21 protein-coding genes and 1 pseudogene are annotated in these 22,841 nt (G+C 72.1%); 17 read left to right on the top strand and 5 right to left on the bottom strand.

Translation table 11 applies throughout. The features are described 5' to 3' along the window. Positions 1–51 precede the first annotated feature (51 nt). The 4 genes from ACFW9D_RS02665 to ACFW9D_RS02680 all read left to right on the top strand — a co-directional run bounded on the left by ACFW9D_RS02665 (position 52) and on the right by ACFW9D_RS02680 (position 5,897). Entirely contained in the window at positions 52–3,285 is a 3,234-nt protein-coding gene (locus ACFW9D_RS02665; protein WP_384616936.1) for a S41 family peptidase, read from the top strand. A 285-nt stretch (positions 3,286–3,570) separates the two neighbouring features. After that, positions 3,571–3,924, top strand: a complete 354-nt coding sequence (locus ACFW9D_RS02670; RefSeq protein ID WP_188339012.1) for a histidine triad nucleotide-binding protein — start codon at positions 3,571–3,573, stop codon at positions 3,922–3,924. 6 nt (positions 3,925–3,930) lie between these two features. Beyond that, positions 3,931–4,839, top strand: coding sequence for a ribonuclease Z (locus ACFW9D_RS02675; RefSeq protein WP_384616938.1), 909 nt, complete (start codon positions 3,931–3,933; stop codon positions 4,837–4,839). A 41-nt stretch (positions 4,840–4,880) separates the two neighbouring features. Continuing rightward, on the top strand, positions 4,881–5,897 hold the full coding sequence (locus tag ACFW9D_RS02680; RefSeq protein ID WP_188339014.1) for an adenosine deaminase: 1,017 nt from the start codon (positions 4,881–4,883) through the stop codon (positions 5,895–5,897). A 7-nt stretch (positions 5,898–5,904) separates the two neighbouring features. Here the strand turns inward: ACFW9D_RS02680 and ACFW9D_RS02685 are convergent, their stop codons facing one another. Beyond that, positions 5,905–7,218 (bottom strand): MFS transporter, encoded by a 1,314-nt coding sequence (locus ACFW9D_RS02685; RefSeq protein WP_188339015.1) that lies wholly within the window; start codon positions 7,216–7,218, stop codon positions 5,905–5,907. Positions 7,219–7,513: 295 nt separating this feature from the next. Here ACFW9D_RS02685 and ACFW9D_RS02690 point away from each other — a divergent pair, with 295 nt between their 5' ends. The 5 genes from ACFW9D_RS02690 to ACFW9D_RS02710 all read left to right on the top strand — a co-directional run bounded on the left by ACFW9D_RS02690 (position 7,514) and on the right by ACFW9D_RS02710 (position 12,173). Then, positions 7,514–8,647, top strand: a complete 1,134-nt coding sequence (locus tag ACFW9D_RS02690; RefSeq protein WP_384616940.1) for a carbohydrate kinase family protein — start codon at positions 7,514–7,516, stop codon at positions 8,645–8,647. 376 nt (positions 8,648–9,023) lie between these two features. After that, on the top strand, positions 9,024–10,034 hold the full coding sequence (locus ACFW9D_RS02695) for a PhoH family protein (protein ID WP_188339017.1): 1,011 nt from the start codon (positions 9,024–9,026) through the stop codon (positions 10,032–10,034). A 12-nt stretch (positions 10,035–10,046) separates the two neighbouring features. Then, positions 10,047–10,544 carry an rRNA maturation RNase YbeY gene (ybeY, locus tag ACFW9D_RS02700; protein WP_188339018.1) on the top strand — a complete coding sequence of 166 codons (498 nt, stop codon included), beginning with the start codon at positions 10,047–10,049 and terminating at the stop codon, positions 10,542–10,544. Continuing rightward, positions 10,541–11,827, top strand: a complete 1,287-nt coding sequence (locus ACFW9D_RS02705) for a hemolysin family protein (protein WP_188339019.1) — start codon at positions 10,541–10,543, stop codon at positions 11,825–11,827. The genes ybeY and ACFW9D_RS02705 overlap by 4 nt, the downstream gene beginning before the upstream one ends. Continuing rightward, positions 11,817–12,173 carry an MmcQ/YjbR family DNA-binding protein gene (locus ACFW9D_RS02710; RefSeq protein ID WP_384616942.1) on the top strand — a complete coding sequence of 119 codons (357 nt, stop codon included), beginning with the start codon at positions 11,817–11,819 and terminating at the stop codon, positions 12,171–12,173. Before ACFW9D_RS02705 ends, ACFW9D_RS02710 begins: the two co-directional genes overlap by 11 nt. A gap of 201 nt (positions 12,174–12,374) precedes the next feature. Here ACFW9D_RS02710 and ACFW9D_RS02715 read toward each other — a convergent pair whose 3' ends face one another. Further along, entirely contained in the window at positions 12,375–12,524 is a 150-nt protein-coding gene (locus ACFW9D_RS02715; RefSeq protein WP_384616944.1) for a hypothetical protein, read from the bottom strand. A 349-nt stretch (positions 12,525–12,873) separates the two neighbouring features. Here ACFW9D_RS02715 and ACFW9D_RS02720 point away from each other — a divergent pair, with 349 nt between their 5' ends. The 6 genes and pseudogenes from ACFW9D_RS02720 to ACFW9D_RS02745 form a co-directional block, all read left to right on the top strand. Further along, entirely contained in the window at positions 12,874–13,773 is a 900-nt protein-coding gene (locus tag ACFW9D_RS02720) for a helix-turn-helix domain-containing protein (RefSeq protein ID WP_384616945.1), read from the top strand. A 166-nt stretch (positions 13,774–13,939) separates the two neighbouring features. Beyond that, entirely contained in the window at positions 13,940–14,155 is a 216-nt protein-coding gene (locus tag ACFW9D_RS02725; RefSeq protein ID WP_384616947.1) for a DUF397 domain-containing protein, read from the top strand. 21 nt (positions 14,156–14,176) lie between these two features. Then, positions 14,177–14,530 (top strand): cytidine deaminase, encoded by a 354-nt coding sequence (locus ACFW9D_RS02730; protein WP_188339023.1) that lies wholly within the window; start codon positions 14,177–14,179, stop codon positions 14,528–14,530. Between the two features lie 214 nt (positions 14,531–14,744). Further along, on the top strand, positions 14,745–16,079 hold the full coding sequence (locus ACFW9D_RS02735) for a beta-xylosidase (RefSeq protein ID WP_188339024.1): 1,335 nt from the start codon (positions 14,745–14,747) through the stop codon (positions 16,077–16,079). 135 nt (positions 16,080–16,214) lie between these two features. Further along, a complete protein-coding gene (locus ACFW9D_RS02740; protein ID WP_384616950.1) occupies positions 16,215–17,168 on the top strand; it encodes a WxL protein peptidoglycan domain-containing protein in 954 nt (317 codons plus the stop codon). Between the two features lie 362 nt (positions 17,169–17,530). Next, positions 17,531–17,830, top strand: a pseudogene (locus ACFW9D_RS02745) (transglycosylase family protein); the annotation flags it as partial. Between the two features lie 28 nt (positions 17,831–17,858). Here the strand turns inward: ACFW9D_RS02745 and ACFW9D_RS02750 are convergent. Together ACFW9D_RS02750 and ACFW9D_RS02755 are read right to left on the bottom strand one after the other, a co-directional pair. Next, complete coding sequence (locus ACFW9D_RS02750; protein WP_188339026.1) at positions 17,859–18,197, bottom strand: P-II family nitrogen regulator; 339 nt, start codon at positions 18,195–18,197, stop codon at positions 17,859–17,861. Then, positions 18,194–19,522: an ammonium transporter gene (locus ACFW9D_RS02755; RefSeq protein ID WP_188339027.1), complete on the bottom strand. Its 1,329-nt coding sequence runs from the start codon at positions 19,520–19,522 to the stop codon at positions 18,194–18,196. The genes ACFW9D_RS02750 and ACFW9D_RS02755 overlap by 4 nt, the downstream gene beginning before the upstream one ends. Before the next feature lie 120 nt (positions 19,523–19,642). Between ACFW9D_RS02755 and era the strand changes: the two genes are divergently transcribed. Continuing rightward, positions 19,643–20,593 (top strand): GTPase Era, encoded by a 951-nt coding sequence (gene era / locus ACFW9D_RS02760; protein WP_188339028.1) that lies wholly within the window; start codon positions 19,643–19,645, stop codon positions 20,591–20,593. A gap of 36 nt (positions 20,594–20,629) precedes the next feature. On the opposite strand, the gene ACFW9D_RS02765 is transcribed toward era, so the two are convergent. Continuing rightward, a complete protein-coding gene (locus ACFW9D_RS02765; RefSeq protein ID WP_384616952.1) occupies positions 20,630–21,472 on the bottom strand; it encodes a helix-turn-helix transcriptional regulator in 843 nt (280 codons plus the stop codon). 191 nt (positions 21,473–21,663) lie between these two features. Here ACFW9D_RS02765 and ACFW9D_RS02770 point away from each other — a divergent pair, with 191 nt between their 5' ends. Then, positions 21,664–22,518, top strand: a complete 855-nt coding sequence (locus ACFW9D_RS02770) for an NAD-dependent epimerase/dehydratase family protein (protein ID WP_384616954.1) — start codon at positions 21,664–21,666, stop codon at positions 22,516–22,518. Positions 22,519–22,841: the final 323 nt, after the last annotated feature.

Genomic DNA, 22,841 nt, shown 5'->3' on the forward strand with positions numbered 1-22,841 from the left:
AGTGATCAGAACGGGCTGACGGGGCCGGAGCGCAAATTTAGGGTGGGCGGGGTGACGAATCCTGCCTACCTCCGGTTCCCGCACCCGCACGGCGAGTTGGTGGTCTTCACCGCCGAGGACGACGTGTGGGCCGCGCCCCTCGACGGCGGCCGCGCCTGGCGGGTCAGCGCCGACAACGTGCCGGTGAACCACCCCCGCCTCTCGCCCGACGGCACCACCGTCGCCTGGACCTCGCGGCGCGACGGCGCCCCCGAGGTGCACGTCGCCCCGGTCGACGGCGGACCGGCGAAACGGCTGACGCACTGGGGGAGTTGGACCACCTCCGTGCGCGGCTGGACCCCCGACGGGCGCGTCCTCGCCGTCACCACCCACGGCCAGGCCTCGCTGCGCCGCAGCTGGGCCCGCGCCGTCCCGCTCGACGGCGGCCCCGCCGAGACCCTGCCCTACGGCCCGGTCGGCGGCGTCGCGCACGGGCCCGGCGGCCGGGTGCTGCTGCTGTCGGCGCCGATGGGCCGCGAGGCCGCCTGGTGGAAGCGGTACCGGGGCGGCACGGCCGGCAAGCTCTGGATCGAGCAGGCCGCCGAAGTCACCGACGGCGCACCGGAGTTCGAGCGGCTGCACCAGGAGCTCGACGGGAACATCGAGTGCCCCCTGTGGGTAGGGGAGCGCGTCGCGTTCCTCAGCGACCACGAGGGCGTCGGCGCCGTGTACTCCTCCCTGCCCGACGGCTCCGACCTGCGCCGCCACACCCCGCTCGACGGCTTCTACGCCCGCCACGCGAGCACCGACGGCCACCGCGTCACCTACGCGAGCGGCGGCGAACTCTGGCTCCTCGACGGCCTCGACGCCGACAGCGCGCCCCGCCGGATCGACGTACGGCTCGGCGGGCAGCGCACCGACCTCCAGCCCCGCCCCGTCGACGCCGCCCGCTGGTTCGGCGACGCCTCGCCCGACCACACCGGACGCGGCAGCGCCGTCGGCGTGCGCGGCGCCGTCCACTGGGTCACCCACCGCTCCGGCCCCGCCCGCGCCCTCGCCGCGACCCCCGGCGTCCGCAACCGGCTCCCGTACACCTTCCGTGTCGACGGCGAGGAGCACGTGGTGTGGGTGACGGACGCCGAGGGCGACGACGCCCTGGAGTTCACGCCCGCCACCGGCGCCGCCCCCGGAGCCACCCCGCGCCGGATCGGCGCCGGACGCCTCGGCCGCGTCCTCGGCCTGACCGTGTCGCCCGACGGGGGCCGCGTCGCCGTCGCCGCGCACGACGGCCGCGTCCTCCTCGTCGAGCGGGACAGCGGCGACGTACGGGAGGTGGACCGCAGCGAGGACGGGCACGCGAGCGGGCTCACGTTCTCCCCGGACTCGGCGTGGCTCGCCTGGTCGCACCCCGGCCCGCACGGCCTGCGCCGGCTGAAGCTGGCCAACGCCACCGACCTCGCCGTCACCGAGGCGACCCCGCTGCGCTTCCGCGACTTCTCACCCGCGTTCACCCTCGACGGCAAGCACCTGGCGTTCCTGTCCGCCCGCGCCTTCGACCCGGTCTACGACGAGTACGCCTTCGACCTGGCCTTCGTCGGCGGCGTCCGCCCGTACCTGATCACGCTCGCCGCGACGACCCCGTCCCCGTTCGGACCGCAGCGCCACGGGCGGCCGTTCGAACCCGCCGACAAGGACGAGACGCCCGACAGCGAGGGCGCGCCCGCCACCCGCGTCGACCTGGAGGGCCTCGTCGACCGGATCGTCCCGTTCCCCGTCGAGGCGGCCCGCTACTCGACACTGCGCACCGCGAAGGACGGTGTCCTGTGGCTGCGGCACCCGGTGGCCGGTGTCCTCGGCGACTCCCGCGCCGGACGCGACGACCCCGCACCCCAGTCCCGCCTGGAGCGCTACGACCTCGCCCAGCAGCGCCTGGAGCAACTCGGTGCCGACGCCGACCACTTCGAGGTCACCGGCGACGGCAAGCGGGTCCTGCTGTGGACCGGCGAAGTCCTCAAACTCGTGCCCAGCGACCGGCGTCCCGCCCACGACGACGACAGCGACACGAACATCACCGTCGACCTCGCCCGCGTCTCCCAGACCCTCGACCCGGCCGCCGAATGGCGCCAGATGTACGCGGAGACCGGCCGCCTGATGCGGGACAACTTCTGGCGCGCCGACATGAACGGCGTCGACTGGGACGGCGTCCTCGACCGCTACCGCCCGCTCCTCGACCGCGTCGCCACCCACGACGACCTCGTCGACCTGCTCTGGGAGGTGCAGGGCGAACTCGGCACCTCCCACGCCTACGTCACCCCGCGCGGCGGCGCCGGTTCCGCAGCCCGCCGCCAGGGGCTGCTCGGCGCCGACCTCTCCCGGCACGAGGACGGCACCTGGCGCGTCGACCGGGTGCTGCCCTCGGAGACCTCCGACCCGCGCGCCCGCTCGCCGCTGGCCGCGCCCGGCGTCGCCGTCCGCGCGGGGGACACCGTCGTCGCCGTCGGTGGGCGGCCCGTCGACCCCGTCACCGGGCCCGGCCCGCTGCTCGTCGGCACCGCCGACCGGCCCGTCGAACTCACCGTGTCGCCCGCGGGCGGTGGCGACCCCCGGCACGTCGTCGTCGTGCCGCTCTCCGACGAGGAGCCGCTGCGCTACCACGCGTGGGTCGCGGACCGGCGGGCGTACGTCCACGAGCACTCGGGCGGGCGGCTCGGCTACCTCCACGTGCCGGACATGCAGGCGCCCGGCTGGGCACAGATCCACCGCGACCTGAGCGTCGAGGTGGCGCGGGACGGGCTGATCGTCGACGTCCGCGAGAACCGCGGCGGGCACACCTCCCAACTCGTCGTCGAGAAGCTCGCCCGGCGGGTCGTGGGATGGGACGTGCCGCGCGACAGCCGGCCCTTCTCGTACCCGATGGACGCGCCGCGCGGGCCCGTCGTCGCCGTCGCCAACGAGTTCTCCGGATCGGACGGCGACATCGTCAACGCGGCGATCAAGGCGCTCGGCATCGGGCCCGTCGTCGGCGTCCGTACGTGGGGCGGGGTCATCGGGATCGACAGCCGGTACCGGCTCGTGGACGGGACGCTCGTGACCCAGCCCAAGTACCCGATCTGGCTGGAGGGGTACGGGTGGGGCGTCGAGAACCACGGGGTCGATCCGGACGTCGAGGTCGTCGTCGCGCCCCAGGACCATGCGGCCGGTCGTGACCCGCAGTTGGACGAGGCGGTCCGGATCGCGCTCGCGGCGCTTGCGGAGAACCCGGCGAAGCAGCCTCCGGCGCTACCGGATCCGTCTGCGTCTGCCTAGTTCGGGTTCGTCGCGGGCTGCGGGCCCGGTGGGGGTTGATCGCGCAGTTCCCCGCGCCCCTGGAGATGCGCACTTCGTGCGCGATCTCCAGGGGGGCGGTGCCCCATCGGGGAAATGCGGCGCGAAGCGCCTGCATTTCAGGGGCGCGGGGCTGTGTTTATCAGCGGCTCCGCCGCGGGGCGCGAGAAGCCCCACCGGCCCGCACCCGGCCACGCCCCGCGACCCGGCAGATACGATGCCGCGAAGACCCGCACCCATCCGACCCGCACCCGAAGGGGGCCGAAGTTGACCGGGGAACCGCAGGCCGACTGCCTGTTCTGCAAGATCGTCGCCGGGGACGTACCCGCCACGATCGTCCGCGAGACGCCGACCACCGTCGCGTTCCGCGACATCAACCCCCAGGCCCCGACCCACGTCCTGGTCATCCCGCGCGTCCACCACCCGGACGCCGCCTCCCTCGCCGCGGCGGAGCCCCAGATCGCCGCTGATGTGCTGCGCGAGGCCGGCGAGGTCGCCGTCGAGGAGAAGCTGGACAGCCACCGCATCGTGTTCAACACGGGCAGCGGCGCCGGCCAGACCGTGTTCCACGCGCACGCCCACGTGCTCGGCGGCCGCGGCCTCCAGTGGCCCCCCGGATAACCGCCTGTGTCCGTACGTGAGTTCGTCGTCCTCGGCACCGCCAGTCAGGTGCCGACACGGCACCGCAACCACAACGGCTACCTGCTGCGCTGGGACGCCGAGGGCATCCTCTTCGATCCCGGAGAGGGCACCCAGCGCCAGATGCTGCGAGCCGGCGTCGCCGCGCACGACCTGAACCGGATCTGCGTCACGCACTTCCACGGCGACCACTCCCTCGGCCTCGCGGGCGTCATCCAGCGCATCAACCTGGACCGGGTCCCGCACCCGGTGACCGCCCACTACCCGGCCTCCGGGCAGCGGTTCTTCGACCGGCTCCGGTACTCCACCGCGTACCGGGAGACCGTCGACATCGCCGAGGAACCGGTCTCGGGGGAGGGCGCGGTGCTCGCCGACACCCCCGCGTACCGGCTCGAGGCACGCCTGCTGTCGCACCCCGTCGAGTCCTACGGGTACCGGCTCGTGGAGCCCGACGGCCGCCGCATGTTGCCCGAGGCGCTCGCCGCGCACGGCATCGCCGGACCCGACGTGGGCCGCCTCCAGCGGGACGGCGCACTGCGCGGCGTCACGCTCGACGACGTGAGCGAGGTGCGGCCGGGGCAGCGGGTCGCCTTCGTGATGGACACGAGGATGTGCGCGGGCGTCTCCGAGCTCGCCGAGGGCTGCGATCTGCTCGTCATCGAGTCGACGTTCCTCGACGAGGACGAGCGGCTCGCCGCGGACCACGGGCATCTGACGGCAGGCCAGGCCGCCCGCGTCGCCGCGCAGGCCGGGGTGCGGCACCTCGTGCTCACCCACTTCAGCCAGCGCTACTCCGACCCGGCCGAGTTCGAGCGGCAGGCGCGGGCCGCCGGGTACGAGGGCGAACTGACCGTCGCCCGCGACCTCGACCGGGTGCCGGTGCCCAAGCGCCGCTGAGCCGCCCCGGCACCGGGGCGGCCGCTGCGTACGATGGCCGGATGTCCCTCGCACCACTCGCCCGCATCCCCAAGGCCGAACTCCACCTGCACATCGAAGGCACCCTCGAACCCGAGTTGGCCTTCGAGCTCGCCGCACGCAACGGCGTCACCCTGCCGTACGCCGACACCGAGGCGCTGCGGCAGGCCTATCTCTTCGACGACCTGCAGTCCTTTCTCGATCTGTACTACGCGCTGATGGCCGTCCTCCTCACCGAGGACGACTTCGCGGATCTCGCCGACGCCTATCTCGCCCGTGCCGCGGAGCAGGGCGTGCGGCACGCCGAGATCTTCTTCGACCCGCAGGCCCACATGGCGCGCGGTGTCGGGATGGGGACCGTCGTGGAGGGGCTCACGCGGGCGCTCGCGCGCAGCGAGGAGCGGCACGGGATCTCCACGAAGCTCATCATGTGCTTCCTGCGGGACCAGTCCGCCGAGTCGGCGATGGAGACGCTGAGGGCCGCCGAGCCGTATCTCGACCGGATCGTGGGCGTGGGCCTCGACTCGGCCGAGGTCGGCAACCCCGCCTCCAAGTTCCGTGAGGTGTACGCGGCGGCGGGCGAGCTCGGGCTGCGCAAGGTCGCGCACGCGGGCGAGGAGGGCGACCCGTCGTACGTGTGGGAGGCCCTCGACGTCCTCGGTGTCGAGCGCGTCGACCACGGGCTGCGGTCCATGGAGGACCCCAAGCTCGTCGAGCGGCTCGTACGGGACCGGGTGCCGCTGACGCTGTGCCCGCTGTCGAACGTGCGGCTGCGGACGATCGACGTCCTGGAGGACCATCCGCTGCGCGCGATGATGGACGCCGGGCTGCTGTGCACCGTCAACTCCGACGACCCCGCCTACTTCGGCGGATACGTCGGGGACACCTTCCACGCCGTGCACGAGGCGCTCGGCATCGACCCCGAACGGGTGCGGCAGCTCGCCCGCAACTCGTTCGAGGCCTCCTTCCTCGACGGCAGCGAGGAGGACGAGGCCCGCCGGGCCCGCTACCTCGCCGAGGTCGACGCGTACGAGTTCTGAACGCGCGTCAGGACTGAGCCGTACGGGCCTGCGGACCCGCCGCCGTGAAGTCGCCCTGGACCGGGTCCGGGGCGGCCTCCGCGACGGCCGCCGGCATCTCGATCTCCACGACCGGCTGCTCGGGCACACCGGACGGCGGGACGATCGCGCCCACCGGGGCGCCGCTGCTGCGCCGTGCCGCACCCGCGAACAGCGGACGGCCCCCGGTGTGCAGGGCGACCGCCGTGAGCGGCAGCGCGAGCAGGACGAGGAGCGTGGCGAGCGCCGCGCCCATCACCGGGAAGCCCACCGCCTGCGACAGCGAGCTGCCCACGAGCGGGCCGCAGGCCGTGCCCAGCGAGGACGCCGAGCCGACCAGGACCGCCCAGCGGCCGCGCGGGTCGAGCGAGGCGGCCAGGCCCAGCAGGTAGGAGAGCACCACCGGGTACAGGGTGTTCCAGGCGATCTCGCCGGTCGCGAAGGTGCCCAGGCCGTCCGCGCGGGCGCTGACCGCGATGCAGCAGGCGATCAGGGCCGTGCCGAGACCGATGGGCAGGGCGCGGCCCAGCCGCGCGCCGAGGGCGCCCGCGCCAATCACGCCGAGCAGTCCGGCGCCGAGCGCCACCGCGAACACGCTGCCGACCGTGATCTCGCTCAGGCCCGCCTGCTCCGTGCCGATGCGGCTGCTGACGCCCCACAGCGAGTTCTGTGCCATCGACCAGCACACGATCACCGCGGCCAGGACCATGCCCGAGCGGGCGTGGGGGAGCGGGGTGTGCGGGGCCTGGACGGGGCTGTTGTCCTCGGTCGCGGGCTCAGGCAGGCGGTTCGTCGCCGGCCACACCGTGAGGGCCGTCAGCGCGAGGGCCGCGAACGGGACGGCGTGGCCCGTGCTGATCCTCGGGATCGTCAGGTAGAGGGCGCCCGCGAGCGCCGAGACGCTCAACAGGCCCAGCGTGGACGCCCGGTGAGGGTCTTTCTGCGCGGCGATCCCCGTCGCGGCCACCGCCGTCGCCGTGCCCGAGCCGAAGCCGCCGAGCATCGCACCCGCGACGACCAGCGGGACGGTGCCGGTGAGCGCCGCCGTGCCGTAGCCGAGCGCGGCCAGGAGCAGTCCCGCGCGGGCCGCTCTGCGCGGGCCGATGCGTTCGACGCGGGACGCGAGCGTGAAGCCCGCGGTGGCCGAGCTCAGCAGCAGCGCACTGCCGACGAGACCGGCCTGGGTGGGAGAGAGCGCCAGGCTGTCGGCGACACGGCCGACGACGGTGGGCAGCAGATAGGCGGCGAGATATCCGGCCGTGAAGAGGGCTATGAGAGCGGGCCGGGGGGTGCGCGACGACACGGGCGATCCTGGAGAACGGCCCCCTGCCTTGGACGCTGTTTTGGGCAAGGGGGTGGTAAGGCCGGGGGAGGGGTTGAACGCCGGCGTCTTTGCGAACGGGACGGAACCGTGGACGCCGGGTGCGGGCCAATTTGTATCAAGCGGGAAGGGGGCTGCGGGGCGCGGGGTGGTGTGAGCTGGGGCACATTCGGTTTGGGTGGGGTGGGGCCGGGTAGCAGTGCGGATTTTCCGGGGGTGGACCTTCGTGACGGGTTGATGTCGGGGACCCGTCGCAGAGGGGTGTTTCGGGCACACTGTGCGGACCCGTACCACCTGCAGGGAGCGTGATGTGAACCCCGTCGAACCGGACCGCACCGACCCCCTGGCTCCGCTGCGGCGGCCCGGCGACCCCGCCTGCGACGTCTATCTGACGGGCACCGTCTTCCTCGACATCGTGTTCACCGGGCTCGACAGCGCGCCCGTGCGCGGCACCGAGTCCTGGGCCCGCGGCATGGGATCCAGCCCCGGGGGCGTCGCCAACATGGCCACCGCGCTGGCCCGGCTCGGGCTGCGGACCTCGCTGGCGGCGGCCTTCGGGGACGACCACTACGGCGAGTACTGCTGGGACACGCTGGAGCGCGGCGAGGGGATCGACCTCGGGCTCTCGCGGACGGTCCCGGGCTGGCACTCGCCGGTCACCGTCTCCATGGCGTACGAGGGCGAGCGGACCATGGTCAGCCACGGGCACGAGCCGCCGCCGGAGGAGCCCGCGCCCCGCTGCCCGCCGCCGGCCCGGGCGGCCGTGGCGTCCCTGGTGCCAGGGGTGTCCGCGCCCTGGGTGGGGGACGCGGCCCGGGCCGGGACGCGGATCTTCGCCGACGTCGGCTGGGACGACACCGGGCGCTGGGATCTGGGGGCCCTGGGCGACCTCTCGGAGTGCGAGGCCTTCCTGCCGAACGCGGAGGAGGCCATGCGGTACACGGGCACGTCCTGTCCCCGGGCCGCCGCGCACGCGCTGACGGAGCACGTCCCGGTCGCCGTGGTGACGCTGGGCGCGGAGGGTGCCTACGCGGTGGACGGGCGGACCGGGGAGACCGCGTCCGTCCCGGCGATCCAGGTCGAGGCGATGGACCCGACCGGGGCGGGGGACGTGTTCGTCGCCGGGTTCGTCACCAGCACGCTGGCCGGGTGGCCGCTGGCGGACCGGCTGGCCTTCGCGGGACTCACGGCGGCCCTCTCGGTGCAGGAGTTCGGGGGGTCGCTGTCGGCGCCCGGCTGGTCGGAGATCGGGGCGTGGTGGCGGCAGATCCAGGCGTACGAGGAGCGGGGGGCGCAGGATCCGGCGGCGCTGGAGCGGTACGCGTTTCTCGAGCTGCTGGTGCCCGCCGGGGTGCGGCCGTGGCCGCTGCGGCGGGCCGTGCCGACGATCGGGTTCGGCCGCTCCATGTGAGCGCGCGGGAAGGGAGGGCGGCCGCCCGGTGCCTTTTGGCGGCTTTCCGTTTCGTGCCGACCGGTGCGTGGGCGGGTACGGGGCCGCACGGGGCATGTCCGTGCTCGCCATCTCGAAGGCGCCGCCCGCTGTGTCGGTGCGGGGCAGCCTGTGCTCGGGTGCTGCGCGCGGACATGCCCCGTGCGGCCCCTTCCGTCTCGTGCCCGACGGGCGGCCGGTGGCGCGGAAACGGTTCCCGTGCGGGCCCTTCCGTCTCGTGCCCGTTGGGCGGTCGGTGGCGCGGAAAACGGCTCGGTCGGCGAGGTGGGGGCGTCGTACCCTTGAACGCGTCAGACCACGGCTGTCACAAGGAGACTGCGGCCCTCGGGGCCCGCCCATGACGCAGACATCAACCCGCGCGCAGTTCACCGTTCCCGCGAAGCACCCCATGGTCGAGGTGCTCGGTTCGGGCGACGCGCTGCTGCGAGTCATCGAGAGGGCCTTCCCGGAGGCCGACATCCATGTCCGGGGCAACGAGGTCAGTGCGGTGGGTGAGCCGCGGGACGTGGCGCTCATCCAGCGGCTGTTCGACGAGATGGTGCTGGTGCTGAGGACGGGGGCTCCGATGTCGGAGGATGCGGTCGAGCGGTCGATTGCGATGCTGAAGGGCGAGGGGGAGGAAACTCCGGCGGAGGTTCTCACGCAGAACATCCTGTCGTCGCGGGGGCGGACGATCCGGCCGAAGACGCTCAACCAGAAGCGCTATGTCGATGCCATCGACAAGCACACGATCGTCTTCGGGATCGGGCCCGCCGGTACCGGCAAGACGTACCTGGCCATGGCCAAGGCCGTGCAGGCACTGCAGAGCAAGCAGGTCAACCGCATCATTCTCACGCGGCCCGCGGTGGAGGCCGGCGAGCGCCTGGGATTCCTGCCCGGAACGCTCTACGAGAAGATCGACCCCTACCTGCGGCCGCTCTACGACGCGCTGCACGACATGCTGGACCCGGACTCCATTCCCCGGCTGATGGCTGCCGGGACCATCGAGGTCGCGCCGCTGGCGTACATGCGCGGCAGGACCCTGAACGACGCCTTCATCATCCTGGACGAGGCGCAGAACACCTCTCCCGAGCAGATGAAGATGTTCCTCACCCGGCTCGGATTCGACTCGAAGATCGTCATCACCGGTGACGTCACGCAGGTCGACCTTCCGGGCGGGACCAAGAGCGGGCTGCGGCAGGTGCAGGAGATCCTGGACGGGGTCGCCGACGTGCACTTCTCGCGGCTGTCGTCGCAGGATGTCGTCCGGCACAAGCTGGTCGGCCGTATCGTCGACGCGTACGAGAAGTACGACACCGAGCACGGTACGGAGAACGGCACCCACCAGGGCCGCCCCAGAGGGAAGTAGAACGACTGCGTCATGTCGATCGACGTCAACAACGAGTCCGGCACCGAGGTCGACGAGCAGGCGATCCTCGACATCGCCCGCTACGCGCTGATGAGGATGCGCATCCACCCGCTCTCCGAGCTCTCGGTGATCGTGGTGGACGCCGATGCCATGGAGCAGCTCCACGTGCAGTGGATGGACCTGCCGGGGCCCACGGACGTCATGTCCTTCCCGATGGACGAGCTGCGGCCGCCCATGAAGGACGACGAGGAGCCCCCGCAGGGCCTGCTCGGGGACATCGTGCTGTGCCCCGAGGTGGCCAAGAAGCAGGGTGAGGACGCGCCGACCCAGCACTCCATGGACGAGGAGCTTCAGCTCCTGACCGTCCACGGGGTGCTGCACCTGCTGGGGTACGACCACGAGGAGCCCGACGAGAAGGCCGAGATGTTCGGGCTCCAGGCGGCGATCGTGGACGGGTGGCGCGGTGAGAAGGGGCTGACGGGGCCGTCGCCGGCGCCGACCGTGTCATGAGTTTCTCGTTGATCGCCGGTGCTGTCGCGCTGGTTGTCGTGGCGTGGCTCGCCGCCTGCGCCGAGGCCGGGCTCGCCCGAGTCTCCAGCTTCCGGGCCGAGGAGGCCGTGCGGTCCGGGCGGCGCGGTGGGGCCAAGCTCGCCCAGGTCGCGGCCGACCCGACGCGCTATCTGAACGTCGCCCTGCTGGTGCGCGTCGCCTGCGAGATGGCCGCCGCGGCCCTGGTGACGTACGCCTGTCTCGAGGAGTTCCGCGAGACCTGGCAGGCGCTGCTCGTGGCCATCGGCGTCATGGTGCTCGTCTCGTACGTCGCCGTGGGCGTCTCGCCGCGGACCATCGGGCGGCAGCACCCGCTCAACACGGCCACGGCCGCCGCGTACGTGCTGCTGCCGCTGGCCCGGATCATGGGGCCCATCCCCTCGCTGCTCATCCTGATCGGCAACGCGCTCACCCCCGGCAAGGGCTTCCGGCGCGGGCCGTTCGCCTCCGAGGCCGAACTGCGGGCCATGGTCGACCTCGCCGAGAAGGAATCCCTCATCGAGGACGAGGAGCGCCGCATGGTGCACTCCGTCTTCGAGCTCGGGGACACGCTCGTGCGCGAGGTCATGGTGCCGCGCACCGACCTCGTGGTGATCGAGCGGTACAAGACCATCCGGCAGGCCCTGACCCTGGCGTTGCGGTCCGGATTCTCGCGGATTCCCGTGGTGGGGGAGAGCGAGGACGACGTCGTGGGCATCGTGTATCTGAAGGACCTGGTCCGCAAGACGCACATCTCCCGGGACGCCGAGGCCGAGCTGGTCTCCACGGCCATGCGGCCCGCCGCGTTCGTCCCGGACACCAAGAACGCGGGCGATCTGCTGCGGGAGATGCAGCAGCTGCGCAATCACGTCGCCGTGGTCATCGACGAGTACGGCGGCACGGCCGGCATCGTGACCATCGAGGACATTCTCGAGGAGATCGTCGGGGAGATCACGGACGAGTACGACCGTGAGCTGCCGCCCGTGGAGGAGCTGGGCGACGACCGGTTCCGGGTGACCGCGCGGCTCGACATCGGGGACCTCGGCGAGCTGTACGGGCTCGAGGAGTTCGACGACGAGGACGTCGAGACCGTGGGCGGCCTGCTCGCCAAGGCCCTGGGGCGGGTGCCCATCGCGGGCGCCTCCGCGGTGGTCGAGCTGCCGGACGGGCGCGTGCTGCGGCTCACCGCCGAGGCCCCGGCCGGCCGGCGCAACAAGATCGTCACCGTGCTCAGCGAGCCCGTGGAGGCCGCGGGTGACTCCTGACGCGCTGCGGGCGCTGTGCCTCTCCTTCAACGCCGCCGTGGAGGAGTTTCCCTTCCGGCCGGAGATCTCCGTGTTCAAGGTGCTGGGGAAGATGTTCGCCCTCAGCCACCTCGACGGGGAGCCGCTGACCGTCAACCTCAAGTGCGACCCCGAGGACGCCCTCCGCCTCCGGACCCAGTACGAGGGCCTCGTCGTCCCCGGATGGCACATGAACAAGCGGCACTGGAACACGGTGAGCGCGGGCGAGCTGCCCGAGCGGGTGGTGCGCGAGCTCGTCGAGGACTCGTACGACCTCGTGGTCGCGGGACTGCCGCGGGCGGAGCGGCTGAAGCTCGATCGGGGCTGACGCGCGGGCGCGCGACCCCTTGCGCTCCGAAATGGCCGACTGCCCCTCTCCCCAACAAGGGCGTGCAGCGGCAGAATGGGGGTGTGCGGTGCCCCACGGCGCCACCGTTCCGTGCCATCTGCCAGGAGAACTCGGAACGGCGCGCCTGTCTCGGGCCTCCGCCGCCATTGGCCCCGGCTGTCAGGTCGGGGCCGATTGCTGTCACACGTAGGGCAGGATCCACTCTTCAGCGATCTTGTGGACCGCGATGAGCAGGTTGATCAGCGGGATGATCTGAGCCACCCGCTCGCCCCACTTGCGCTTGGCTTTCTGCGGACGGATCCCTCCTTCCTCTGCCTGATGTCCGGTCATGTCACTTGATCCTTTCGCGCCTTCAAGTGCCCTTGGTTCAAGCCGAGTTGGGCCTGATGTCGATCAACTCCCCTTTCTGATCATTCCTGTTGGTCTAGTCATCTTCGATGTACCATATCGCCATGGCCCGAACGGGGGTAGTACTTACGAACCACCACTTTTGGAGGGGCGCAAAATGCAACATGGCAGACTGCGGGGTACTGTGAGCGCGAACAGATCACACTCGGTGTGTGCGATGCGCGGGCGGGGTGTGGTGGCGATTGACGGGTTGCAAGTCAGAGGTCTCGATGAGTCGTATGGATGACTGCTATGTTGCACATCGCGGGATGCGATCGGGGGTGAAGCAGTCATGACAGAGAAGAGTGCGGCTGTTCTGCGGCTTCGTCTGCGGGCGGAGCTGCGTAAGGCGCGGATTACGGCCGGTCTGACGCAGCGCGAGGTCGCGGACCGGATGGAGTGGAGTCCGTCCAAGCTCATCCGGATCGAGGCGGGGGAGGTCGGTATCTCCGTCAATGACCTGCGTCCGCTCGTCGCCGCCTACGGGATCTCGGACCGGCGGAAGCTGGAGGAGCTGCTCGAGATGGCCCGTGGGAGCCGGCGCATGCCGTTCTCCGAGTACCGGGACATGTTCAGCAAGGACTTCATGCAGTTCCTGGCGCTGGAGTCGGCCGCCTCGGTCAACCGTCAGTTCGGCTCGCTGGTCATTCCAGGTCTGCTGCAGACCGAGGAGTACATGAGAGCCGTGATCGGGGCCTTCAGCAAGGACGTGCCCGAGGAGCGGATCGAGCGCGGGGTCGAGGCCCGGCTCGCCCGGCAGGAGGTGCTGGAGCCTGCCGGTAACTGCGAGTTCGTCTTCATTCTGGACGAGTCGGTGGTGCGCCGGGTGGCGGGCGGCAGAGGAGTGATGAGGGCGCAGCTGGAGCACCTTGCGGAGCTCGCGGGGCGTCCCAACATCACCTTGCAGATCCTTCCGTTCAGCATCGGCGCACACCCTGGGATCCAGGGGCCGTTCACGCTGTTCGAGTTCAAGGACGAGGCGATGGAGGACGCCCTGTTCCTCGAGGACTCCCGCGGTATCACCACTGCTGGGAACTCGAGTGAGGAGACGCGGCGGTACCTGGAGCGCTTCTGGGAGCTTGAGGACCTGGCGCTCAAGCAAGGGGTCGACGTGGTGCTCCGGCGTCTCGCGGAGCGCGTCGCCGAGGGGGGAGAGGACCTGGAGGCGCTGCTGCAGCAGGATCCTGCCTGAGGGCGAGGAGGCGCCAACTTCCCGATGTTGTCGGCAAGTTGGCGCAATTTGGCATGCTCAGATTTGTTGCATCCGCCACTATCATCGATAGTACGGTCGCGTATCCCTGCGGTCGATGTGCGGGGCGCCCTGGCTGGAGTGTCCGCGACGGGGGTGGAGGTAGAGCGTGGGCGAGTCACGGACTTGGCGTAAGAGCAGTGCGAGTGGTCCTGAAGGTGGCAACTGTGTCGAGGTCGCCCTTGCCGGGACTGAAGTGTGCGTCCGGGATTCCAAGCGTCGGCGCGGCGAGATCGTGGCGGTCGGCCCGACTGCCTGGGAGTCCTTCCTGGGCTACGTGAGCGAATCGCCGTCCGGGGAGCGCCCGGGTGCTCAGGGAGCGTAACGCCCTCCTTATGCTCACCCCATGACTGAGAGCACCGACCTCACCGCAGAGGACCGCAAGATCGTCACGCTGGCTCGTTCGGCCCGGGCCCGGAACGGGGTGGCCGAAGGGGCCGCCGTGCGGGACGAGACGGGGCGTACGTACGTGGCCGGGACGGTCGCGCTGGACTCGCTCAAGCTCAGCGCGCTGCAGACGGCCGTCGCGATGGCCGTCGCGTCCGGGGCGCAGTCCCTGGAGGCGGCCGCCGTGGTGACCGAAGCGGAAGGTGCCGCGGACGCGGACCGGGCCGCTGTGGCGGACCTCGGCGGGGCCGGCACTCCCGTGATCGTGGCCGGGACCGACGGGGTCGTGAAGGTGTCCGTCACCGCCGGCTGAGCGGCGGGAAAATGAGCGGTCCGTGCTGAGGCACGGGCCGCTTTTTGTTGCCCGACTGACAGGTGTTCCAAGGAACTTGCCATCATCTGATGGGCCATCAGCTGATGCGGTTCGACTCCATTGACTTTTCACACAACCCACACGTCAATGTGCGCAGTCGGCGCGAAACCGGCACCGGAGCCGCCGCGCCCACACCCATCAGGAGGGGACGTCCATGGGTTCCACCAGTCGAAGACGCCGCGGCTGGGCCGCGCTGCTCGGGGCCGCCGCGCTCGCGGTCACCGCGGGCGGCACGCTCGCCGCACCGGCCAGCGCCGCCGCCCAGTCCACCGACGTGGACTTCGCCACGCACTGCATCCCGCCCGCCATCGCCGGCATCCCGCCGATCGACGGCACCACCACGGCCCGGATCGATGTCGACAACGCCGCCCCCAAGGTCGGCGACACCGTCACCGTGACGTACACCGTGGTCAAGCCCGCCGCCAGCAACCCGGTGGACCTCGCCCTGCCGGCCGACATCATGACGCCGACCGGCAAGGTCGTCCTCGGGGGCGCGCAGGGCGGGGAGATCACCGTCGCCGGGCCGAAGAAGAACGAGCCGGTGCCCGGCAAGGGCGCCTTCCCGTCCTTCTCCATGACCGGCACGTTCACGGTCACGTCGCCGGGCGCGATCAACCTGTCGCCGGGCGACTACAACATCCACACCAGCTACATCATGGAGCTGGACACCCCGTGCACGGTGACGAACGGGCCCGCGCCCGTCTCCGAGACCGTGAACGCCACGGACGGCGGCGGCACCACCAACCCGCGGGCCATCCAGCTCGGCACGGCCTCCGGGAAGCCCGGTGACGCGGTCACCGTCTCCGGCAGCAAGTTCACCCCGGGTGCCTCCGTCACGCTGGCCGGCCGCGCCGGTGCCGCGCAGACCGGCGACACCGCCACCGTCACCGCCGACGACCAGGGCTCCTTCAGCGGCTCCCTGACCGTCAACGACAAGACGACCACCGGGGTCGTCGCCTACGAGGGAGGTGCCTGGAGCGACGACAAGGGCGCCGGGCCCGCGGCGTACGTCGTCATCGACGACAGTCCGGTGCCGCCGGGCAGCCAGAAGATCAAGGCGTCCGTGAAGGCGGGCACGCTGTCGATGACCCAGGCCGGTGACACCGTCGAGCTCGGTGCCGTCGACTACGGGCAGGGCGGCGCCGCCAAGGGCGACCTGCAGACGGTGACCGTCAAGGACTTCCGCGGCGGCCCCGCGGGCTGGTCCCTGACCGGCAAGGTCACCGACTTCACCGGGCCCGGCGGCGCCTCCATCGGGGGCGACAAGCTGAGCTGGACCCCGAAGTGCGCCACCAAGGCGGGCAGCCCGAGCACCTGCAAGGCCGGATCCGCCGGGGCCGTCGGCTCCGCGGGCGCCACCCTCGCGTCGGCGCCGGACGCCGCCGCCACCGGCGGCGAGTTCACGGTCGACGCCGGGCTCTCGCTGAACGTGCCGCAGTTCACGGCGCCCGGATCGTACGCGGGCGTCCTCACCCTCACGCTCGCCTGAGTCCCGACCCGGACGAGCCGTGAGCGAGCCGGGCGCGCACCCGCCCGGCATCGCCGTTCCCCTCCCGCCTTCCCCTGTCTCCTCCTGTCGTCGTTCTCCTCCGCCTTCGCCGCCCGCCCCGGGGGTCCCGCACCGATGCGCAAGCCGTCCCGTGCCGTCCTGCTTCTGCTGCTCCTCGGCTGCCTGCTGAGCGGCGCGCCCGCCCAGGCCGCCGACAACGGCAGCTGGTCCGTCTTCCCCTACGCCACCGAGCTCGCCCGGCGCCCCTACTTCCACCTCTCCGCCGACCCCGGCGACACCCTGCGCGACCGTGTCGTCGTCGCCAACAAGACCGCGCGCCCCCTCACCTTCCGGCTCTACGCGGCCGACGCGTACAACACCGCGCGCGACGGCGGCTTCGCCGTGCGGACGCGCAAGGAGAAGCAGCGCGGCGTCGGCGTCTGGGCCCGCCCCGCCCGCACCCGCGTCACCGTCCCGCCCCGCGGCCGGGTCACCGTCCCGATCACGATCAAGGTGCCCGAGCGCGCCGAGCCCGGCGATCACCCCGGCGCGATCGTCGCCCTCGACGAGCGGGTCGACCGCGGCGACGGCTCCCTCGCCCTGGGCGTGCAGCGCGCCGTCGCCGCCCGCGTCTACCTGCGGGTCAGCGGTCCGACGATGCCCGCGATCAGCGTCGAGCAGGTGAAGGTCGAGCACAGCCGGCCCATGGTGCCGGGCACCGGGCCGAGCACCGCCGTCATCTCGTACACCCTGCGCAACCGCGGCAACGTCACCCTCGACCCGTCCGTGCGGCTGCACGCCGGCGGGCTCTTCGGGCGCACGCTGCTGGCCCGCTCCCTGTCCGGGACGCCCGCCGAACTGCTGCCCGGGCAGCGGGTCCGGCTCACCACGCGGTGGAACGGGGCCCCGCAGTTCGACCGGGGCGACATCACGCTCACCGCGAGCGCCCGCGAGACCCGCGAGTCGGCGAGCGTCTCGTATCTGGCGCTTCCGTGGGTGTTCGTGCTCGTCGTGGCCGCGCTGCTCGTGACCGGGGCCACTCTGACGGTCCGCGCGCGGCGGTCCCGGAGAGGCGCAGGTCACATATAAGCCCTGATCAGGGGGTTACGTGAGCGTCCTCACGTCGGGCTCGGGCGGGGCCGGAAGGCCCCTCGGGCGAATCGGACAAAACTGCGTGTTTAAGGCGCGCAAGGGACTTTGGTCCCGGTACTTATGGGGACCGAAGAAAGGACCAAAGTCCCGTTCGGTGGGACCGGGGACCCAAAAAACGAGCCTTGCCGCGGGCCATGGTGGAGCAGTCGCCCGGCGCCGAGAGGTTCCGGCAGCGCACCCCGTCACGGGAGGCGCGGCGACACCCCCGACCCCGAACAAAGGTTTCTTACGTGTTCAGCTTCGCCCGTACCGCCACCGCCGCCCGCACCAACCGCGCCCGTCGCTTCGCCGCCGGAGCCGTGCTCGCCGGCGCCGTCGGCACCGCCGTCTTCGCCGGCACCGGCAGCGCGTCCGCCGCGCCCGCCGCCTCCGGCTGGGACGCCGTCGCGCAGTGCGAGTCGACCGGCAACTGGTCGGCGAACACCGGCAACGGCTTCTCCGGCGGCCTGCAGTTCACGCCGTCCACCTGGGCCGCGTACGGCGGCACCCAGTACGCCCCGGCCGCGCACCAGGCCAGCAAGGGCGAGCAGATCGCCGTCGCCAACAAGGTGCTCGCCTCGCAGGGCAAGGGCGCCTGGCCCGTCTGCGGCGCCAAGCTCTGAGCCGCACCACCAGTCAGCGACTGACTCAGACGGCGTCGGGGCCCCGTTCGCCCGTCCGCACCCGCACCACGGTGTCGACGGGCACGGCCCAGACCTTGCCGTCGCCGATCTTCCCGGTGCGCGCCGCCCGCACGACCGCTTCCATCACGGGCTCCGCGTCGTCGTCCGCGACGACCACCTCGATGCGCACCTTCGGCACCAGATCCACCCGGTACTCGGCGCCCCGGTACACCTCCGTGTGGCCCCGCTGGCGCCCGTACCCGCTGGCCTCGGTCACCGTCAGACCGTGCACACCCAGCTCCTGCAACGCCGTCTTCACCTCGTCGAGGCGAAACGGCTTCACGACCGCGGTGATCAGCTTCATGATGTGACCCTTCCGGCGACAGGAGTGCTGCCCTGCGGGGCACCGTGCCCGAGGACGCCGTGATCGTAAGCGGTCTCCGCGTGCGCCGTCTGGTCCAGGCCCGTGCGCTCCTCGTCCTCACCGGCCCGGAAGCCCATCAGCCGGTCGATCGCCTTCCCGATCCCGTACGTCACGAGGAACGTGTACGCCGCCACGACCAGCACCGCGAGCAATTGCTTGCCCAGCTGACCGAACCCGCCGCCGTACAGCAGACCCTCCTTGTCCGCCGAGCCCGTCATCGCCGACGTGGCGAACAGGCCGATCAGGACCGTGCCCACCACCCCGCCCACGAAGTGCACGCCGACCACGTCCAGCGAGTCGTCGTAGTCGAAGCGGAACTTCCAGGCGACCGCGTACGAACACACGACACCGGCCGCGAGCCCGACCACGGCCGCGCCGAGCACCCCCACGACCCCGCACGCCGGGGTGATCGCGACGAGTCCGGCGACCGCGCCCGACGCGGCGCCGAACGTCGTCGGATGCCCGTCCCGCTTCTGCTCCACGAACAGCCAGCCGAGCAGCCCCGTACAGCCCGCGATCAGCGTGTTGAACAGGGACGCCGCGGCCAGCCCGTTCGCGCCGAGCGCCGAACCTCCGTTGAAACCGAGCCAGCCGAACCACAGCAGGCCCGCGCCCAGGACCACCATCGGCAGGTTGTGCGGGCGCATCGCGTCCTTCTTGAACCCGAGCCGCGGCCCGAGCACCAGACACAGCGCGAGCCCCGACGCGCCCGACGCGATCTCGACGACCAGGCCGCCCGCGAAGTCCAGCGCGCCCAGGTGGTGCGCGATCCAGCCGCCCGGCCCCCACACCCAGTGCGCGACCGGGACGTATACGAGCAGCGCCCACACCGGCACGAAGACCAGCCACGCCCCGAACCTCGTGCGGTCCGCGACCGCGCCGCTGATCAGCGCCGCCGTCAGGATCGCGAAGGTCAGCTGGAACGTGGTGAAGAGGAAGGTGGGGACGGTGCCGGTCACGTCGTCCGGGCCCACCCCCGCCATGCCCGCGTGCCCCAGATCCCCGATCAGACCCGCGAACGCGTCGTCGCCGAAGGCCAGCGAATAGCCCGCCACCAGCCACACCACCGTCACCAGGGCGATCGACACGAAGCTCATCATCAGCATGTTGAGGACGCTCTTCGTGCGGACCATGCCCCCGTAGAACAGGGCCAGGCCCGGGGTCATCAGCAGAACGAGCGCGGTCGCGGCGAGCAGCCAGGCCGTGTCACCCGTGTCGAGGGCGGCGGCTACCGGGGCGGCGAGGGGAGGGGGCGTGGGAGGCATGCGGGCCAGCGTCACCGGCCCGCGTTTCCGTTGTCGCACCCCGGGGTTTCCGCCGTGTTTCGTGTCACCCCGGTGTTACGAGACCCTCACGGTGCCGCACGGCTTCGCGGATCAGGGACAATGGGCGCCATGAGCGTTCACACCCCCGCTGCCGGACCTGCCCACCGCGCCGGCTTCGCCTGCTTCGTCGGCCGCCCCAACGCGGGCAAGTCCACCCTCACGAACGCTCTGGTCGGCAAGAAGGTCGCGATCACCGCCGACCAGCCGCAGACCACGCGGCACACCGTGCGCGGCATCGTGCACCGTGACGACGCGCAGCTGATCCTGGTCGACACCCCCGGGCTCCACAAGCCGCGCACCCTGCTCGGCGAGCGGCTCAACGACGTGGTGCGCACCACCTGGGCCGAGGTCGACGTGATCGGCTTCTGCCTGCCCGCGAACGAGAAGCTCGGCCCCGGCGACCGGTTCATCGCCAAGGAACTCGCGTCGATCAAGAAGACGCCGAAGATCGCGATCGTCACCAAGACCGACCTCGTCGACAGCAAGCAGCTCGCCGAGCAGCTCATCGCCATCGACCAGCTCGGCAAGGAGCTCGGCTTCGAGTGGGCCGAGATCATCCCGGTCTCCGCCGTCGGCGACAAGCAGGTCGACCTGCTCGCCGACCTCATCGTGCCGCTGCTGCCCGAGGGCCCGGCGCTCTACCCGGAGGGCGACCTCACCGACGAGCCCGAGCAGGTCATGGTCGCCGAGCTGATCCGCGAGGCCGCGCTCGAAGGCGTCCGCGACGAGCTGCCGCACTCCATCGCCGTCGTCGTCGAGGAGATGCTGCCGCGCGAGGACCGCCCCGCCGACAAGCCGCTCCTCGACATCCACGCCTTCGTCTACATCGAGCGGCCCAGCCAGAAGGGCATCATCATCGGCCCCAAGGGCAAGCGCCTCAAGGACGTCGGCATCAAGTCCCGCAAGCAGATCGAGGCGCTCCTCGGCACGCCGGTCTACCTGGACCTGCATGTGAAGGTCGCCAAGGACTGGCAGCGCGACCCCCGCCAGCTCCGCAAGCTCGGCTTCTGACCCCGGCCCCGGCCCCGGCCCCGGTCCTCGTACTCCTTACTCGTACACGGTCGGGCTCGGGGCCAGGTCCTGGAGTCCGATCACCCGCAGCAGCTCCAGCCGCTCGTACGCCGGGGTGCCCGGGCGTGCCGAGTGCACGACGAGCTGCTGGTCGTGGCCGGCGCCCAGCAGCACCTCGCAGTCCAGGTCGAGCACGCCGACGACCGGGTGCACGAAGCGCTTCGGCGACGGGCGGTCCACGACCACGTCGTGCGCCGCCCACATCTCCTCGAACTCCGCCGACGCGGACCGCAGTTCGCGGACGAGCGCGGCCGGGCCCGGGTCGTCCGGGCGGGCCGCCGCGACGGCGCGCAGGCCCGCCACATGGGCGCGGCCGAGCCCCTCGTGCTGGTCGGCGGGGAACAGGGTGCGGGTCGCCGGGTCCGTGAACCAGCGGCGGATCATGTTCGTGCCCACGTGGTCGCCCGTCAGCGCCATCGACATCGCGTTCTGCGCGAGCACCTCGCCCCAGTCGCCGAACACCGTCGCCGGCAGATCGTGCAGCCGGTCCAGGATCAGCAGCAGCCCCGGGCGGACATGCCCCGACGAGGTGCCCGGCCGCGGCGGCTCCTCGCCCGCCAGATGGAACAGATGGTCCCGCTCGGCCTCCGTCAGGCGCAGCGCGCGGGCCAGCGCCGTCAGCATCTGGCGCGAGGGGTGCGAGCCGCGGCGCTGCTCCAGCCGCGTGTAGTAGTCCGCGGACATCCCGGCGAGCTGCGCCACCTCCTCGCGGCGCAGGCCCGGGGTACGGCGGCGCGGGCCCGTGGGCAGGCCCACGTCCGGGGGGTTCAGGCGACTGCGGGAGCGGCGCAGGAAGTCGGCGAGTTCGGCACGGTTCACGTCTTTCAGCATGGCTCGCCGCCGGGTCCGTATCCAGGGAGTGCCGCTCCCTGGATAACCGCGTCTCTCCCGCCGGGGAGGCGGCGGGCGGAGGCTTCAGCCACGGCCGGTACGGCCACGGCCGGTACGGCCACGGCCGGTTCGGCCACGGCTGGTTCGGCCACTTTGCCTACGAGGACGAGGAGACGGCCATGCTGACATTGGTGACGGGTGCGACGGGTCAGGTCGGGCGGCGGTTCGTGCCGCGGCTGCTGCGGGCGGCCCCGCACGGGGACCGGGTGCGGGTGCTGGTGCGGGAGGCGGAGCGCGGGGAGGAGTTCGCGGAGCTCGGGGCCGAGGTCGTCGTCGGGGACCTGCGGGACGCGGAGACCCTCGGGAAGGTGACGGCCGGGGTGGACGCGGTCGTGAACGTCGCGGCGGCGTTCCGGGGAGTCCCGGACGAGGAGGCGCGCGCGGTCAACCGGGACGCGGCGATCGAGCTCGGGCGGGCCGCGGTGGCCTCAGGCGTCGGCAGGTTCGTGCAGGTCAGCACGGGGCTGGTGTACGGCGCGGGGCGGGGGCGGGCGCTCGTCGAGTCGGACGGGTCGGTGCCGGGCGGGCACCTGTGGGGCGCCTACCCCGAGTCCAAGTGGGAGGCCGAACAGGGGCTCGCGGGACTCTCCGGGCTCGGTGATCTGCGGATCGGGCGCCTGCGCTTCGTGTACGGGGACGGGGACCCGCACCTCGACACCGCCGTGGAGTGGGCCCCCGGGTGGGCCGGGATGCAGCGGCTGCACCTCGGGCACCACGCGGATGTGGGCCAGGGCCTGTTGCGGCTCCTGTACGCGCCGGGTGCGTCCGGCGCCTACAACATCGCGGACGACGCTCCGCTCACCACGATCGACCTGCTCACCTTCGCGGGTGTGGAGGTCCCGCCGTCCGTCTCCGAGCGGAAGACCACGGACCCCTGGCACGCGGTCCTCTCCACGTCCCGCATCCGCCATGAACTGGGCTACCGCCCCCTGTACCCGTCCCTCTGGTCGGCCCAGGCGGCCGGCGCCCTGTGATCACGCTCGGGCGGTGGCCCCTTGTGGCGGGGCCGCAGCGGAGCCCACTTCCGCACGGAGCCTCCCCCTTCCCTGGGCCGCCGCCCGAGCCCGGCCCTCCTGGGCACGGTGCTGTATCGACGCGCGGGCCCGACACGTCCTCCGGCAACGGCTGCGCAGCGTGCCCCACGGCACAGCCACATCCGGCGCCGTCGTACGGCCTGCGCGCAGCCCCTATCCCACCCACCCGCCCCCGCCGGGGGCGTCGGGGCGGCGCCGCGCGGGCCCCCGCGGCGCGCGCGTCTCCCCCCGCGCCGAAAGTCGCGCGCCGCCGGGTGACCCCG

Origin of the sequence: Streptomyces sp. NPDC059524 (assembly GCF_042749255.1) — a bacterium.
GTDB lineage: Bacteria > Actinomycetota > Actinomycetes > Streptomycetales > Streptomycetaceae > Streptomyces > Streptomyces xanthii.

Coding starts and splice junctions, on each gene's coding strand:
- ACFW9D_RS02680 (WP_188339014.1), top strand. CDS start 4,881: ATGTCCCTCGCACCACTCGCCCGCATCCCCAAGGCCGAACTCCACCTG.
- ACFW9D_RS02695 (WP_188339017.1), top strand. CDS start 9,024: ATGACGCAGACATCAACCCGCGCGCAGTTCACCGTTCCCGCGAAGCAC.
- ybeY (WP_188339018.1), top strand. CDS start 10,047: ATGTCGATCGACGTCAACAACGAGTCCGGCACCGAGGTCGACGAGCAG.
- ACFW9D_RS02705 (WP_188339019.1), top strand. CDS start 10,541: ATGAGTTTCTCGTTGATCGCCGGTGCTGTCGCGCTGGTTGTCGTGGCG.
- ACFW9D_RS02715 (WP_384616944.1), bottom strand. CDS start 12,524: ATGACCGGACATCAGGCAGAGGAAGGAGGGATCCGTCCGCAGAAAGCC.
- ACFW9D_RS02720 (WP_384616945.1), top strand. CDS start 12,874: ATGACAGAGAAGAGTGCGGCTGTTCTGCGGCTTCGTCTGCGGGCGGAG.
- ACFW9D_RS02730 (WP_188339023.1), top strand. CDS start 14,177: ATGACTGAGAGCACCGACCTCACCGCAGAGGACCGCAAGATCGTCACG.
- ACFW9D_RS02735 (WP_188339024.1), top strand. CDS start 14,745: ATGGGTTCCACCAGTCGAAGACGCCGCGGCTGGGCCGCGCTGCTCGGG.
- ACFW9D_RS02740 (WP_384616950.1), top strand. CDS start 16,215: ATGCGCAAGCCGTCCCGTGCCGTCCTGCTTCTGCTGCTCCTCGGCTGC.
- ACFW9D_RS02750 (WP_188339026.1), bottom strand. CDS start 18,197: ATGAAGCTGATCACCGCGGTCGTGAAGCCGTTTCGCCTCGACGAGGTG.
- ACFW9D_RS02755 (WP_188339027.1), bottom strand. CDS start 19,522: ATGCCTCCCACGCCCCCTCCCCTCGCCGCCCCGGTAGCCGCCGCCCTC.
- era (WP_188339028.1), top strand. CDS start 19,643: ATGGGCGCCATGAGCGTTCACACCCCCGCTGCCGGACCTGCCCACCGC.
- ACFW9D_RS02770 (WP_384616954.1), top strand. CDS start 21,664: ATGCTGACATTGGTGACGGGTGCGACGGGTCAGGTCGGGCGGCGGTTC.